Genomic DNA, 13,530 nt, shown 5'->3' on the forward strand with positions numbered 1-13,530 from the left:
TTCGATTTGCCCAGGGCCATGGGCGGCCCTGGGGCATTGATTCACTCTTTGATCGCAAACAGCTTCTTGGCTTCGGCGAAGCACTTTTCGGCAATCGCCGAGCGCGGCTCGGTCTTGCGCATCACCAGCCCCAGTGGCGCCAGCACGCTGGCATCCGGCAGTTGGATAAAGGCCAGGTTCTCGATGGGCGAATCCAGGCCGCTGTCCAGGGGCATGATCGAGCAGCAGAAGCCTTCGTGGATCGCCTGGAACAGCTGGTAGGTGGAGTCGCTTTCCAGGATCGGCTGCGGGTTCAGCCCGCGGCTGCGAAAGCTCAGGTCGATGGACTTGCGATAGTGCATGCCGGTGCTGAGCATGCCCAGCGGCAGTTCGGCGGCGTCCTCCCAGCTCATCTCGGTGCCTTCGAAATGAAAGTGCCGGGTGTCGTAGAGCAGGCCGACCCGGGTCTCGCCGATCTCGAAGAAGTCCAGGTAGTTGGGGTTGACGTGGTCCAGGTAGCAGACCCCCAGGTCCAGCTGGTTGTTGCCGATGTCCTCGATGATCCGGTCGGAGCTCATGGACGACAGGCTGAACTGCAGTTCCGGGAAGCTCGACGATAGCTGCTGCACGTAGCTGATGGGGTTGAAGCCGCTCAGCGGTACCAGCCCCAGGCGCAGCTTGCCCACCAGTTGCCCGCGGCAGGCAGCGGCTTCGGCGAACAGCCCGTCATGGGCTGCCAGCAGGGTCTTGGCCCAGGCCAGCACCCGCTCGCCGGCTTCGGTGAAGCCTTCGAAGCGCTGGCCACGGGTGACCAGGATCAGGTCCAGTTCATCCTCAAGATTGCGCAGGCGCATGGACAGGGTCGGCTGGGTGATATGGCAGCGCGCGGCGGCCTGGCCAAAGTGCCGGGTCTGCTCCAGGGCGATCAGAAACTTGAGTTGCTTGATGTCCACGGTGGCACCTGTTGTGGGAAAAGTCGGGTTCAGTAATAACGCAGGTGTTGCGCCCATGAAAAGGCCTGGGGCCTTGCCCGGTCGCGCCCTTGGGCACCTCCGGCGCTGTTCAGGCCAGGGGCTTGGGGCCTGCTTCAGACAGTAGTTCAGGGGTATTGAAGTTGCTCAGCCGCGGATCGTCCGCGGCGCAGGGCAGGGGCCTCAGCCCATGGGCGGCCAGGGCCCGCAGCAGGCTGCGCTCGCCGTTGTCCCAGGCCTGGCGCAGGTCGCCCAGCAGCGCCGTGGGGATCAGGCTGAACATGGGTTGCCATTGCCCGGCCTGCTGCACCATCACCGGCCTGGTGTCGTTGCCGCGGGCATCCAGCAGGGCCTGGATCAGCGCCGCGTCGATCTGCGGCGCATCGCAGGCCAGCACCAGCAGCCAGGGGTGGCGGGCCGTCGCGAGGCCGGCCAGGACTCCGGCCAGGGGCCCGGGGAAATCCTTCTGCCCGTCCTCCACCAAGCGGTCGGCATAGGCCCGGTAGCGCTCGGCGTTGCGGTTGCAGGAAATGATCAGGTCATCGCTCAAGGGCCGCACCACCGCCTGCACATGGGCAATCAGCGGCTGGCCGCGCCAGGCCACCAGGCCCTTGTCCTGGCCGCCCATGCGCGAGCCGCGGCCACCGGCCAGCAGCAGGATCGAGCAGGGCAGGGAACAGGCGGGGGCGGGCTGGGTCTGGGTCATGGCAGGACGCATATCAAGTAGGTGGCGCAAACGATGGCATTGTCCTTCGGGTACGTCCAATCGGAAGTGTTGAATGGCCGATTGACGGGCTTTATCGGCCCCCTGGCAGGGCCCGGCAGGATGATAGAGCGCATCGATAATCCGGTCAGCCAGAACGATTAGACAGCCGCGTCGGCGGGCCTTTAGCCTGGGTTCATGATTTTTAGCCTGCCGGTCGGAGAATGACATGAGCGTGAAGTCGGATGCGTTGTTTGTACCCTTGAACATGGCCGTGCTGACGGTCAGCGATACCCGGGAATATGCCACTGACACCTCCGGGCAACTGCTGGTCAGCCGCCTGCTGGAGGCCGGCCACAGCCTGGCCGAGCGCAACCTGCTCAAGGATGACCTGTACAAGATCCGCGCCCAGGTGGCGGCCTGGATCGCCGACGAGCGCATCCAGGTGGTGCTGATCACCGGTGGCACCGGCTTTACCGGCCGCGACAGCACCCCGGAAGCCGTGGGCTGCCTGCTGGACAAGCACATCGACGGTTTCGGCGAGCTGTTTCGCGCCATCTCGATTCTCGATATCGGCACCTCCACGGTGCAGAGCCGGGCCCTGGCCGGGCTGGCCAACGGCACCCTGGTGTGCTGCCTGCCGGGCTCCACCGGGGCCTGCCGCACCGCCTGGGAAGGCATCCTCGCCGAGCAGCTGGATGCCCGACACCGGCCATGCAACTTCGTGCCGCACCTCAAGCCGGTGCAGGCCTGCGAGAGCCGGGGATGAGCCAGAACCCACTGATGCCGGTGGAAGAGGCACTGGCCAGCCTGCTGGCCATGGCCGACGCCCAGCGCCTGCCGGAGAGCGAAACCCTGACCGTGGATCAGGCCCGGCAACGGGTGCTGGCCACCGACCTGGTGGCGACCCTGGACCTGCCGCCCTGGCCCAACAGTGCCATGGACGGCTACGCCCTGAACCTGCAGCACTGGGACGGTGCACCGTTGCCGGTAGCGCAGACCGTGTTCGCCGGGCAGTCCGGTGCGCCCCTGCAACCGGGCAGCTGTGCGCGGATCTTCACCGGCGCCCCGGTGCCCGAAGGCGCCGACTGCGTCGAGATGCAAGAGAACGTCGAGCTGCTGGAAGACGGCCGGGTGCGTTTTACCCAGGCCCTGAAAACGGGGCAGAACATTCGCCCCCAGGGCCAGGAGAACCGCGCCGGCGAGGTGTTGCTGCAGGCCGGCAAGCGCCTCGGCCCCTTCGAGCTGGCGGTGGCCGCCGCCCAGGGCTGCACCGAGTTGCAGGTGGTGCGCCGCCCGCGCGTGGCGCTGCTGTCCACCGGCGATGAATTGCTGGAGCCGGGCACGCCCATGCGCCCCGGCTGCATCTACAACAGCAACCGCACCCTGCTCAGGCACTGGCTGGACGCCCTGGGCTGCGAGGTGATCGACGCCGGGATCCTGCCCGACCGGCCGCAGCACACCCGCCTCAGGCTGGAGCAGTTGCAGCATGGCGCGGACCTGATCCTGACCACCGGCGGCGTTTCCGCCGGGGATGCCGACTGCCTCGGGCAGGTGCTCAGGGACAGTGGCCGGCCGCTGTTCTGGAAACTCGCCATCAAGCCCGGCAAGCCCCTGACCGTGGGTTACTTCGGACAGGTGCCGGTGATCGGCCTGCCGGGCAACCCGGCCTCGGCACTGGTGACCTTCGGCCTGTTGGCCCGGGCCTACCTGCTGCGGCTGCAGGGGGTACAGGAGGTGGCGCCGCTGAGCGTCGAGGTGCCTGTGGCCTTCGCTTGGCCCAAGGCCGGCAAGCGCCGCGAGTACCTGCGAGCGCGCCTGGAGAACGGCCGCGCCGTGCTTTATCCGAACCAGAGTTCCGGGGTGTTGCTGGGGGCTTCCTGGGCCGATGGCCTGGTGGAAATCGTCGAGGGCCGGACCTTGCAGGCAGGGGATCGGGCGCCCTTCATTCCTTTCAGCGAGCTGTTCTAGATCTTCCAGTGCCGGGCGCTCTTGGCCAGGCGCTGGTGCATCTCGCCGAGGGTCGCGGCCAGTTGCCGGGTCAGCAGCCGGTAACCATCCAGGGCCGAATACACCGGGGCCTCCAGAGCGTTTTCGGGGTGGCCTTCCACGGATTTCTCCAGGCGCTGGGTGACCCCCGATTGCAGGGCCCGGGCCATGCCGATCAGTTGGACGCGGATCTGCCGGTGCTCGGCCTTGAGCGCCAGTTGCATCTGCGCCATGGCCTGCGGGTCGCTGGCATCGGGGCGGGTGTTGCCGAGGATCTCCAGGGTGCTGATGCACATGCGCAGGTTGCGCTGGATGGCGTCCAGCTCGGTCATGGAAATCCGTACTTCCTTGGACACCGAAGGCATCAGCGAACGCAGTTGCAGCATGGCGCTGTTGACCCGGCCCAGGAGCTTGAGGTGCTCGTCGTCGGTCACCGACTGGCCCTTGATGATCCGCCCGTACAACTGCGCGCAGTCGCGCAGGGCGCTGGCCAGGTTGTAGCGCCAGGAGTACACCGCATACAGCGGAATGGCGAAGGAAAACGCCAGGGCCAGGGCAATGCCGATGAGGATGTCCACCGCCCGCCACAGGCCGTCGCTGACCTGGTTGTCACCGTGGCCGGCGACGATGAACACGGTGATCGCCGCCAGCAGCGCGGTGTAGCCGCCCTTGCCGATGGCGTGATAGGAAAAGTAGCCGCACACCACCGACATGCCCAGGTAGGTCAGCCAGGGGTGGCCGAAGTAGGCCTGCTGCACCACCAGCACCAGCCCGACCCCGGCGCCCACCAGGGTGCCGATGGCCCGTTCCGCGGCTTTCTTGCCGATGTTGCCGTGGTGCTGCAGGCCACCGATCACCACCAGCATGGTTACCGAGGCCCATTCGCCGTGGGGCAGGTTGAGGCCGGTGGTCAGGAGGATGGTGGCGATCAGGCCGAGGGCGACCCGCACCGCGTGGATCAGCCGGGCGTGACGGTAGCGCCGGTACGGGTCGAGCACGGGACGCAGCAGGCGGCGCAGCAAAGGTGGCAGGGTGATGCCCCGCAGGTGTTTGAACGGGCCCAGATCGGTTCCTCCGGTTGGCGGCAGGGGCCGGGCGTTCGCGCCAGGGCGAACGCTCGGGGCTCCCTCAGAAAATGTAGTCGGTGGTCAGGAAGCTCGACTCGCGATTACGGATGATGTCGCTGATCAATTGCTTGTTGCGCTCCTGGAACTTGGTCGCCACCAGGGTGCGGATCGAGAAGGTGCGCAGTGCGTCATGTACCGACAGCGTGCCCTCGGCGGAGTTCTTGCGGCCGTTGAAGGGGAAGGTGTCCGGGCCGCGCTGGCACTGGGCGTTGATATTGATCCGCCCGACCTGGTTGGCGAAGGCGTCCACCAGCCGGCCGATCTCGGCCGGGTCGCTGCCGAACAGGCTCAGTTGCTGGCCGAAGTCCGATTCCAGGACATAGTCGATCACGGTGTCCAGGTCGCGGTAGGGCACGATGGGCACCACCGGGCCGAACTGCTCCTCGTGGTAGACGCGCATCTGCGGGGTCACCGGGTACAGCACCGCCGGGTAGAAGAACGAAGCCCGGGCCTCGCCGCCGTGGGCGTTCACCACCTTGGCGCCGTGGGCCTGGGCGTCGGCCACCAGGGCGTGCAGGTAGTCGACCTTGGTGTTCTCCGGCAGCGGCGTCAGGGCCACCCCCGGTTCCCAGGGCATGCCCGGCTTGAGGGCTTGCAGCTTGGCGTTGAACTGCTCGATGAAGCGTTCCACCACGGCTTCGTGGACGAACAGGATCTTCAGCGCGGTGCAGCGCTGGCCGTTGAACGACAGCGAGCCGGTGAGGGCTTCGCTGACCGCGTTGTCCAGGTCGGCATCGGGCAGCACGATCCCCGGGTTCTTCGCGTCCAGGCCCAGGGCCGCGCGCAGGCGGTGGGGCTTGGGGTGGAGTTTCTTCAGGTCGCTGGCGGCCTTGTTGGTGCCGATGAAGGCGAAAATGTCGATCTTGCCGCTGGCCATCAGGGCGCTGACGGTTTCGCGACCGCTGCCGTAGATCACGTTGATTACCCCGGCCGGGAAGCTGTCGCGGAAGGCTTCGAGCAACGGCCGGATCAGCAGCACACCGAGCTTGGCTGGCTTGAACACTACGGTGTTGCCCATGATCAGCGCCGGGATCAGGGTGGTGAAGGTCTCGTTCAGCGGGTAGTTGTAGGGGCCCATGCACAGGGCCACGCCCAGGGGCACGCGGCGGATCTGGCCGAGGGTGTCCTGCTCCAGTTCGAAGCGGCTGGAGCGCCGGTCCAGTTCCTTGAGCGCGCCGATGGTGTCGACGATGTAGTCGCAGGTACGGTCGAACTCCTTTTCCGAGTCCTTGAGGTTCTTGCCGATTTCCCACATCAGCAACTTGACCACCGCCGTGCGCTGTTCGCGCATGCGCGCCAGGAAGGCTTCCACGTGCTGGATGCGCTCGGCCACGCGCATCGTTGGCCAGGCGCCCTGGCCGCGATCGTAGGCGCGCACCGCGGCGTCCAGGGCGGTGAGGGCGGTGTCGGCGTCCAGCAGCGGGGTGCTGCCGAGAATCACCTGGGTATCGCCGTCGGCGCCGCTCAGGTAGATCGGGCTGCGGACCTGGGCCAGGGGGCCGTTCCAGGTGCGCAGTTCACCGTCCACCAGGTAGTCGCGCTGCTCCACCGGGTCGGGCAGGCGAAAGGCTTCGGGGATGTCGGCGGCGGCAGGAAACAGGTGGCTCAATAGATTGGCTGTGGTCATGACTCTACCCCGTGTTGGAAATGGCTCCGGCGCGGTGACAGCGACGGCATCGCTCCATGGTTTATACGCCTTAATGGCCCGGCGCTTTAGCGGTTTTTCCACCGGGCGCCCGAGCGCGACGGCCCGCGGCGCCCCTGTGCGGGCCCGCGGCGCGTCAGCGGTCGTGGTTCGAGATTAAACGTTTCAGCCGCTGCCCAGCAACTGCCGGATCAAGCTCGGGGTGCTGCCGGTCCAGCGCTTGAATGACCGGCGGAAGTTGGCCGGGTCATTGAAGTTCAGGTACTCGGCCACCGCCTCGTTGCTCCAGCCCTTGATCTGGTACAGGTACAGCGCCACGTGCTTGTGCACCCGGTCCACCTGTTGCTGGTAGCCGCTGTGGTGCTTGCTCAGCTTGCGCTTGAGGGTGGCCGGGCTCATGGCGAAATCCTGGGCCGCCTGCTCCAGGCTCGGGGTGTGGCGTACCTGGGTTTTCAGGTAGCGGTACAGGGTGTCGAGGAAACTGCTGGCAAACCCCAGTTGGCGCAGGTGCTCGCCGGCCTCCAGGCGCGCCACCTGGCCGGCGGTGGCCGAGGCCCCGGGCCAGGGCCGGGTCAGGTATTGCCGGGGGATGCGCATCAGGTCCAGGGGCCGCTGGAACTGGGTCTGTTCCCCCAGGTGCACCCAGTACTGCTCGACGTAGCGCGGCTCGCTGTGGCTGAAGCTGCATTCCCAGGGCAGGCGCTGGCCGGCCAGCCACTGACTCATGGCCACCAGTGAAGTCATGCTGGCTTCCAGGAGGAACCGCCAGTGCTCGCCGGCTCCGCAGCTGTCCAGCCAGTAGCAGTAGGCGTGGTGCTCGTCCAGTACCAGGCGCGGGCTGGCCAGGGGGCTGAGCAGCGCCTGCTGCTGCACCAGGGCGTCCAGGGCCTGGTGCAGGTTCTGCGCATGGCGCAGGGCATGGCTGGCGGCGCCGTAGTGCCCGGGCAGCAGGCGCTGGCCAAACAGGAAACTGCTGTCGTCGGCATCCAGCAGGCGCCGGCCGTTGCCGATCAGCGCCAGGAACTGCTGCGGGCTGAGGCGGGTCTGGCCGGCCAGGATGTCCTCGTGGAACAGCCCGGTGCCGCGCAGCAGGCGGTGGCTGTCGATGTCCCGGGACAGCGCCAGGTCGATCAGCGCCGCCGGTTGATAGTGCCCGGGGATAAACCGCGTATCGGCTTCGTACCAACTGGTCTTCACGGTCATGACGGCGCCTCAGGCGGTTTTTGCCAGGGGCTGCTTGGCCCGGGCCAGGGCCAGGTTGAGGCGCTTGAGCAGCCCCTCCGGGGTTTCCTCCAGGGCCATCACCACCGCAGTGCTGGCCGCCAGGTGCAGGCGCTCGCCGTGTTGTCGGGTCTTGTGTGCCAGGCCCTGCACCGCCTGTTGCAGCTCCAGGGCCAGCAGCCGTGCCTGGCTTTCCCCGGTGTTGGGCAGCAGCACCACGAAGCGGTCGCCGGCCAGCCGGCACAGCAGGTCCTGGCGCCGCAGGTTGAGCAGCAGCACATGGCTCAGGGCCTGCAGCACCGCATCGCCTTCGGCATGGCCGTAGTCCTGGTTGATCGCCGCGAAGTGGTCCAGGTCCAGGGCCAGCAGCGACAGCGGCTGCTGCTGGCGGCGGCTGTCTTGCAGGCTGCTGGCCAGCTCGCGCTTGAGGTAGTCGGCGCCGGCCAGGGGGGTGAGCTTGTCGAACTGGCGATGCTCGCGAAACAGTCGCTCCTTCTTTTCCATCTGCGCGCTGATGGCCAGCTGTTCGCGGTGCCAGTGGTAGATGCCGATGGTCAGCAGGATCATGCCGATGGGCATCGGCCCGGACTCCAGCCAGTGGTCCCAGGTGATGCTGTCGGGCAGGCGGATGAACTCGTCGAGGCTGTCGATCCACCAGGAAAAGAAAATGCAGCTCAGGCCCAGGGCCAGGTAGTTGGTGACCCGCCCGGCGGGGCGGCTCTTGAGCACCAGCCCGAGCCAGACCAGGGCCAGGAGCGCCGAGCCGCCTTCGCCGATGATGTCCAGCCACTGCCACTCGCTGACCGATTTCAGGCTGCCGCAGGCCAGGTGCAGCAGCAGCCCGGCATTGGCCGCCAGCAACAGCGCGGCGAGTTTCCAGCGGTGGGGTTTGAGCACGGAGAACATGGCCGCGATCCTTTTTGCCAGGAGTGAGAGGGCGCCAGCACAGCAGATGTTTGTGACAGGGGGGTGACGCCGGGGAAACCCGGCGTGAGGTCGAATCAGCTCACGGCGAACGCGTTTTTTTTCGGCCCGCAGGAGCCGGCTTGCCGGCGAAGGGGCCGGCAAGACCTGCGCCCGACGGGGGATGGCTTTCGCGGGCAAGCCCGCTCCTACGGGGCGGCGGGTGCACCACGGATCTGTAGGAGCCGGCTTGCCGGCGAAGAGGCCCGCAAGACCTGCGCCTGGCGGGGGATAGGGGTCAATTCAGCTCATTTGCCGGGGCGAAAGCCGGGCAATGGGGCGTTTTGGCCCGTTGCCGCCCAGGCCTGTCACAGAACCGTCATTCGCCGACCCTAGCGTGCCCTCCCAGTTGCCGGGCCTCTTGCCCGGCGTTAGCGGACTCTTGGGGGAGGACCAACATGTACAAGCGCAGCAGTCCCGGGCTTGTCAGCTTTACCTTGACCGCGCTGGCCATGGCCATCGCCAGTGAACGCTTGAGCGCCGCGGAACCTGCGGCCACCGAGCATGTGGAAGTGGTGGGCCAGGCCGCCAGCATCGACCAGGCGCTCAAGGAGCAGCGGCGCTCGGACAGCATCGAAAGCGTGGTGCACGCCGACGGTGTGGCCCAATTGCCGGACCAGAACGTCGCCGAGGCGGCGCAGCGCCTGCCGGGCATCAGCATCGAGCGCGACCAGGGCGAAGGGCGCTTTGTCAGCGTCCGCGGCCTGGGCCCGGACCTCAACAGCGTGACCATCAACGGCACCCTGGTGCCCTCGCCGGAAAGCGCCCGCCGAGCCGTGGCCCTGGATGTACTGCCCTCGGAACTGGTGCAGTCGCTGTCAGTGATCAAGACCCTGACCCCAGACATGGACGCCAACTCCCTGGGCGGCACCGTGGATGTGAAAAGCCTCTCGGCCTTCGACCACAAGGGCCTGTTCTACACCGGCAGCAGCGAGGCCAGCTACGACCAGAACACCCGCCAGACCAGCCCGAAATTCTCCGGAGCGGCGAGCAACCGCTTCAGCCTCGGCGACGGCGTCGACAACTTCGGCGTGGCCGCGGCCCTGAGCTGGCAGAAGCGCGATTTCGGCTCCGACAACGTCGAGACCGGTGGCGCCTGGGACTTCGAACAAGGCGCCAAGCTGCAGGAATTCGAGCAGCGCGACTACGCCATCAGCCGCGAGCGCGCCGGTGGCGGCCTGAACTTCGACTACAAGCCCGACGACAGCAGCAGCTACTACCTGCGCACCCTGTACAGCCGCTACAAGGACAGCGAGACCCGCAACTCCACCAGCATCGAGTTCGCCGATCCCCTGGCGGCCGGCGAGCGCGGCGATGCCGAAGCCTCGCGCAAGCTCAAGCAGCGCGAGGAAACCCAGGAGATCCAGTCCTACGTGTTCGGCGGCGAGCGCCAGCTCGGCCTGTGGACCCTCAGCGGCCAGACCGGCTACAGCCGCTCCAGCGAAGACAGCCCGGCGCATATCGCCGGGGCCACCTTCAAGGGCAACAGCGATTTTTCCGACAGCGGCTTCTACGACAACGGCAAGCCGCGCCCGGTGATCGGCGCCGGTTTCTATGACCCGGCCAACTTCACCCTGGACAAGGTCGACTGGGAAAAGCAGAACACCACCGACACCGAGAAAAACCTGCGCCTGGACCTGGCCCGGGACTATGACCTGAGTGGCTACGCCGCGCAGTTCAAGTTCGGCGGCAAGCTCAGCCGACGCAACAAGGACAACGACCTGGAAGCCTGGGTCTACAAGGACTTCGACACCCTGGGCTTTACCGACCAGCAGCTCAACCTCGGGCAGTTCCAGAAGGGCAATGTGGACTATTCCCTTGGCCGCTTCGGCCCGGGCATCAGTGGCGGCGCCATCAAGCAACTGATCGGCGGCCTGAATCAGGCGGCCTTCTACGACGAGGAAGAATCCCGGGTCAACGACTTCAAGATCCGCGAAGACATCAACGCCGGCTACTTCATGAACACCCTGGACATCGACGACTGGCGCTTCATCGCCGGCCTGCGCTACGAGGGTACCGAGTTCGAGGCCAAGGGCACCGGGGTCACCGACGGCGCCTTCACCGCCACCGACACCCAACGCCGCTACCAGCACTGGCTGCCGGGGCTGCATGCGCGCTACCAGCTGGACAAGAACACCCAGGTCCGCGCGGCCTGGACCAAGAGCGTGGTGCGCCCGACCTTCGGCCAACTGGCCCCGGGCTTTGTCATCGACGGCGACGAGGCGACCTTCGGCAACCCCGACCTCAAGCCCCTGGAGTCGAGCAACCTGGACCTGGGCATCGAGCACTACATGGGCCATGCCGGCACCGTCTCGGCCTTCGTGTTCTACAAGGACATCCAGAACTTCGTCTACAACACCGACCTGGCCGGCACCGGCGCCTGGAGCGGGTTCTCCGAGGCGCACACCTTCGCCAACGGCGACAGCGCCAAGCTGTACGGCCTGGAACTGGCCTATTCGCAGAAATTCGACTGGCTGCCGGCGCCGTGGAACGGCCTGCTGCTGGGCGCCAACAGCACCTTCAGCCGCTCCAGTGCGAGCATCGAGGGCTTCGACCAGAAGGCCGGGGTCAACCGCAAGCGCGACATCGACCTGCCCAACCAGTCGGACACCGTGGGCAACCTGATGCTCGGTTGGGAAGACGACAAGCTCAGCCTGCGCCTGTCGGCCAACTACAAATCCGCCTACCTCTATGAGCTGGCCTCCATCAGCGACAAGGCCCACGACCTGCATGTGGATGCCCAGACCTTCGTCGATTTCAGCGCCAAGTACTCCCTGACCAAGAACCTGCAACTGAGCTTCGAGGCGCAGAACCTCACCGACCAGCCGTACTTCGTCTACACCGGCAACCGCTCCTACAACGCCCAGTACGAGGAATACGGCCCGACCTACAAGCTCGGCCTGACCTTCACCCATTTCTAAGTAGCGGGCCCTTGCCCGACCGCACACCCAAGGATTGTGATGAGCACTGTATCGACCGCAAGAAATGGCCTGCTGGCCCTGTGCATTGGCTTGACCTGTGGCGCCGCCCTGGCTGCCCCCAGCGTGCCCGGCCTGAACCTCAAGCCCTGGGCCGAGCAGACCCCGGGCGTTACCGGCCTGGGTTTCGTGCCCGCCGGCACAGGCGCCGACCGGCTGCTGGCCAGCGAACGCGAAGGCCTGTTGCTGGTGGATGAACAGGGCCGGCAACTGGCCCGCTTCAAGGGCTCGTTCAACGGCCTGGACAGCCGCGCCGCCGGTGGCCAACTGCTGGTGGCCAGCCTCGACAACCAGCGCCAGCAGGCACTGCTGGTGAGCCTCGACCCGGCCAGCCGCACCTGGGGCCAGCCGTTGTACCTGCCCACTCGGGACTACCCGGTCAACGGCCTGTGCCTGTACCGCGACGAGGCCAGCAACCTGTTCCTGTTCCTGGTGGGCGAGGAGGGCAAGGGCGAGCAGTGGCTGGTGGGCCACGGCGCGCAACTGAGCGCCGAGCCGCAGCGGGTACGTGGCCTGCCCCTGCCGCCGGAGGCCAAGTTCTGCCAGGTGGACGATGCCGCCCAGCAACTGCTGGTCAATGAACAGAATGTCGGCTGGTGGGCCTACCCGGCCCATGCCGAAGCCGACACCGCGCGCCAGCCGGTGGCCCTGCGCGCGCCCTTTGGCGACATCAGGAAAAGCGCCGGGGCCATGGCCCTGGTGCCGGGCGGGGTGCTGGGCCTGGACCCGAAGGCCGCGCAACTGCATCTCTATCAGCAGCAGGAAAAAGGCTGGGTGGCCCAGGCCACGTTGCCCCTGGCCGGCCTCAAGGAACCGGAAAACATCGCCCTGCGCGCCAGCGACAAAGGCCTGCAGGTCTTGCTGCGCGATGACGAGGACGGGCGCCTGTACCAGGGCCAGTTGAACTGGCAGGCCACCCCGGTGGCCCTGCCGCCGGTATTGCCCACCGTACAGGCGGCGGCACAGAGCGAGCCGGTGGGGCGCCAGGGCGATGCCGCCGATGATCCGGCGATCTGGGTCCACCCGCAGCAGCCCTCCCTGAGCCGGGTGCTGGGCACCAACAAGAAGCAGGGCCTGCTGGCCTACGACCTGCAGGGCAAGCTGTTGCAGGAGCTGGCAGTGGGGCGCCTGAACAACGTCGACGTGCGGCCCAACTTCCAGCTCGGCGAGCGCCGTGTGGACCTGGCCGTGGCCAGTAACCGCGACCGCAACAGCCTCAGCCTGTTCGCCATCGACCGCGCCAGCGGCGAGCTGAGCGAGGCCGGGGAGGTGCCCACGCCGCTCAAGGAAATCTACGGCATCTGCCTGTTCCAGCCGGCCAGTGGCGAGATCTACGCCATTGCCAACGACAAGGACGGCACCTTCGTCCAGTACCGCCTGAGCGCCCCCGGCGGTACCGCCCAGGGCGAGCTGGTGCGCCGGTTCAAGGTGGCCAGCCAGCCCGAGGGCTGTGTCGCCGATGACCAGCGCCAGCGCCTGTTCCTCGGTGAAGAGGACGTTGGCGTGTGGGCGGTGGATGCCCGGCCCGAGCAGCCGGCGACCCTGCACAGCGTGATCAAGGTCGGCGGCCTGTTGCAGGCCGATGTCGAGGGCCTGGCCCTGTACCAGAGCAACGCCCGCGACTACCTGGTGATTTCCAGCCAGGGCAACGACAGCTACCTGGTGCTGGATGCCGAACCGCCGTTCGCTTCCCATGGCGCCTTCCGGGTCAGCCTCAACGCCCGTTCGGGGATCGACGGCGCCTCGGAAACCGATGGCCTGGAAGTCACCTCGGCCAACCTCGGCGGGCCCTGGAGCCAGGGCCTGCTGGTGGTCCAGGACGGGCGCAAGCGCATGCCCGAGCAGACCCAGAACTTCAAGTTCGTGCCCTGGGCCGAGGTCACCCAGGCCCTGAAGCTGCCCTGAGTCGGCGGTCATCACCTTGTCATTTGAATGTCATCGAATAGCCCCGCCA

10 protein-coding genes are annotated in these 13,530 nt (G+C 66.9%); 4 read left to right on the top strand and 6 right to left on the bottom strand.

The window, feature by feature from the left end; all coding sequences use genetic code 11:
• Positions 1–41: 41 nt before the first annotated feature.
• The gene (locus BM382_RS27275) at positions 42–932 is read right to left on the bottom strand and encodes a LysR family transcriptional regulator (protein WP_011061998.1); all 891 of its coding nucleotides are present in this window, start codon (positions 930–932) and stop codon (positions 42–44) included.
• Positions 933–1,041: 109 nt separating this feature from the next.
• Positions 1,042–1,656 carry a molybdenum cofactor guanylyltransferase MobA gene (gene mobA / locus BM382_RS27280; protein WP_011061997.1) on the bottom strand — a complete coding sequence of 205 codons (615 nt, stop codon included), beginning with the start codon at positions 1,654–1,656 and terminating at the stop codon, positions 1,042–1,044.
• A 226-nt stretch (positions 1,657–1,882) separates the two neighbouring features.
• On the opposite strand from mobA, the gene moaB reads away from it, so the two are divergent.
• Both moaB and glp read left to right on the top strand, forming a co-directional pair.
• Complete coding sequence (gene moaB / locus BM382_RS27285) at positions 1,883–2,422, top strand: molybdenum cofactor biosynthesis protein B (protein ID WP_015636134.1); 540 nt, start codon at positions 1,883–1,885, stop codon at positions 2,420–2,422.
• Positions 2,419–3,624 (top strand): molybdopterin molybdotransferase MoeA, encoded by a 1,206-nt coding sequence (gene glp, locus BM382_RS27290; RefSeq protein ID WP_072444304.1) that lies wholly within the window; start codon positions 2,419–2,421, stop codon positions 3,622–3,624. Before moaB ends, glp begins: the two co-directional genes overlap by 4 nt.
• On the opposite strand, the gene BM382_RS27295 is transcribed toward glp, so the two are convergent.
• The 4 genes from BM382_RS27295 to BM382_RS27310 all read right to left on the bottom strand — a co-directional run bounded on the left by BM382_RS27295 (position 3,621) and on the right by BM382_RS27310 (position 8,541).
• Positions 3,621–4,664: an FUSC family protein gene (locus BM382_RS27295; RefSeq protein WP_011061994.1), complete on the bottom strand. Its 1,044-nt coding sequence runs from the start codon at positions 4,662–4,664 to the stop codon at positions 3,621–3,623. The two genes, glp and BM382_RS27295, sit on opposite strands and share 4 nt — an antisense overlap.
• A gap of 106 nt (positions 4,665–4,770) precedes the next feature.
• Positions 4,771–6,396 carry an NADP-dependent glyceraldehyde-3-phosphate dehydrogenase gene (locus BM382_RS27300; protein WP_065363311.1) on the bottom strand — a complete coding sequence of 542 codons (1,626 nt, stop codon included), beginning with the start codon at positions 6,394–6,396 and terminating at the stop codon, positions 4,771–4,773.
• A 183-nt stretch (positions 6,397–6,579) separates the two neighbouring features.
• Positions 6,580–7,617 carry an AraC family transcriptional regulator gene (locus BM382_RS27305; RefSeq protein WP_011061992.1) on the bottom strand — a complete coding sequence of 346 codons (1,038 nt, stop codon included), beginning with the start codon at positions 7,615–7,617 and terminating at the stop codon, positions 6,580–6,582.
• 9 nt (positions 7,618–7,626) lie between these two features.
• The gene (locus BM382_RS27310) at positions 7,627–8,541 is read right to left on the bottom strand and encodes a GGDEF domain-containing protein (RefSeq protein ID WP_011061991.1); all 915 of its coding nucleotides are present in this window, start codon (positions 8,539–8,541) and stop codon (positions 7,627–7,629) included.
• A 455-nt stretch (positions 8,542–8,996) separates the two neighbouring features.
• On the opposite strand from BM382_RS27310, the gene BM382_RS27315 reads away from it, so the two are divergent.
• Positions 8,997–11,519: a TonB-dependent receptor gene (locus tag BM382_RS27315; RefSeq protein WP_072444302.1), complete on the top strand. Its 2,523-nt coding sequence runs from the start codon at positions 8,997–8,999 to the stop codon at positions 11,517–11,519.
• Between the two features lie 39 nt (positions 11,520–11,558).
• Positions 11,559–13,481 carry a phytase gene (locus BM382_RS27320; RefSeq protein WP_072444300.1) on the top strand — a complete coding sequence of 641 codons (1,923 nt, stop codon included), beginning with the start codon at positions 11,559–11,561 and terminating at the stop codon, positions 13,479–13,481.
• Positions 13,482–13,530 lie beyond the last annotated feature (49 nt).

This window comes from Pseudomonas sp. NFPP25 (genome assembly GCF_900116505.1).
Taxonomy (GTDB): domain Bacteria; phylum Pseudomonadota; class Gammaproteobacteria; order Pseudomonadales; family Pseudomonadaceae; genus Aquipseudomonas; species Aquipseudomonas protegens.

Excerpts from the sequence above, each read along its gene's own strand:
- mobA (WP_011061997.1), bottom strand. The coding sequence starts at position 1,656 with ATGACCCAGACCCAGCCCGCCCCCGCCTGTTCCCTGCCCTGCTCGATC.
- moaB (WP_015636134.1), top strand. The coding sequence starts at position 1,883 with ATGAGCGTGAAGTCGGATGCGTTGTTTGTACCCTTGAACATGGCCGTG.
- glp (WP_072444304.1), top strand. The coding sequence starts at position 2,419 with ATGAGCCAGAACCCACTGATGCCGGTGGAAGAGGCACTGGCCAGCCTG.
- BM382_RS27300 (WP_065363311.1), bottom strand. The coding sequence starts at position 6,396 with ATGACCACAGCCAATCTATTGAGCCACCTGTTTCCTGCCGCCGCCGAC.
- BM382_RS27305 (WP_011061992.1), bottom strand. The coding sequence starts at position 7,617 with ATGACCGTGAAGACCAGTTGGTACGAAGCCGATACGCGGTTTATCCCC.
- BM382_RS27310 (WP_011061991.1), bottom strand. The coding sequence starts at position 8,541 with ATGTTCTCCGTGCTCAAACCCCACCGCTGGAAACTCGCCGCGCTGTTG.
- BM382_RS27315 (WP_072444302.1), top strand. The coding sequence starts at position 8,997 with ATGTACAAGCGCAGCAGTCCCGGGCTTGTCAGCTTTACCTTGACCGCG.
- BM382_RS27320 (WP_072444300.1), top strand. The coding sequence starts at position 11,559 with ATGAGCACTGTATCGACCGCAAGAAATGGCCTGCTGGCCCTGTGCATT.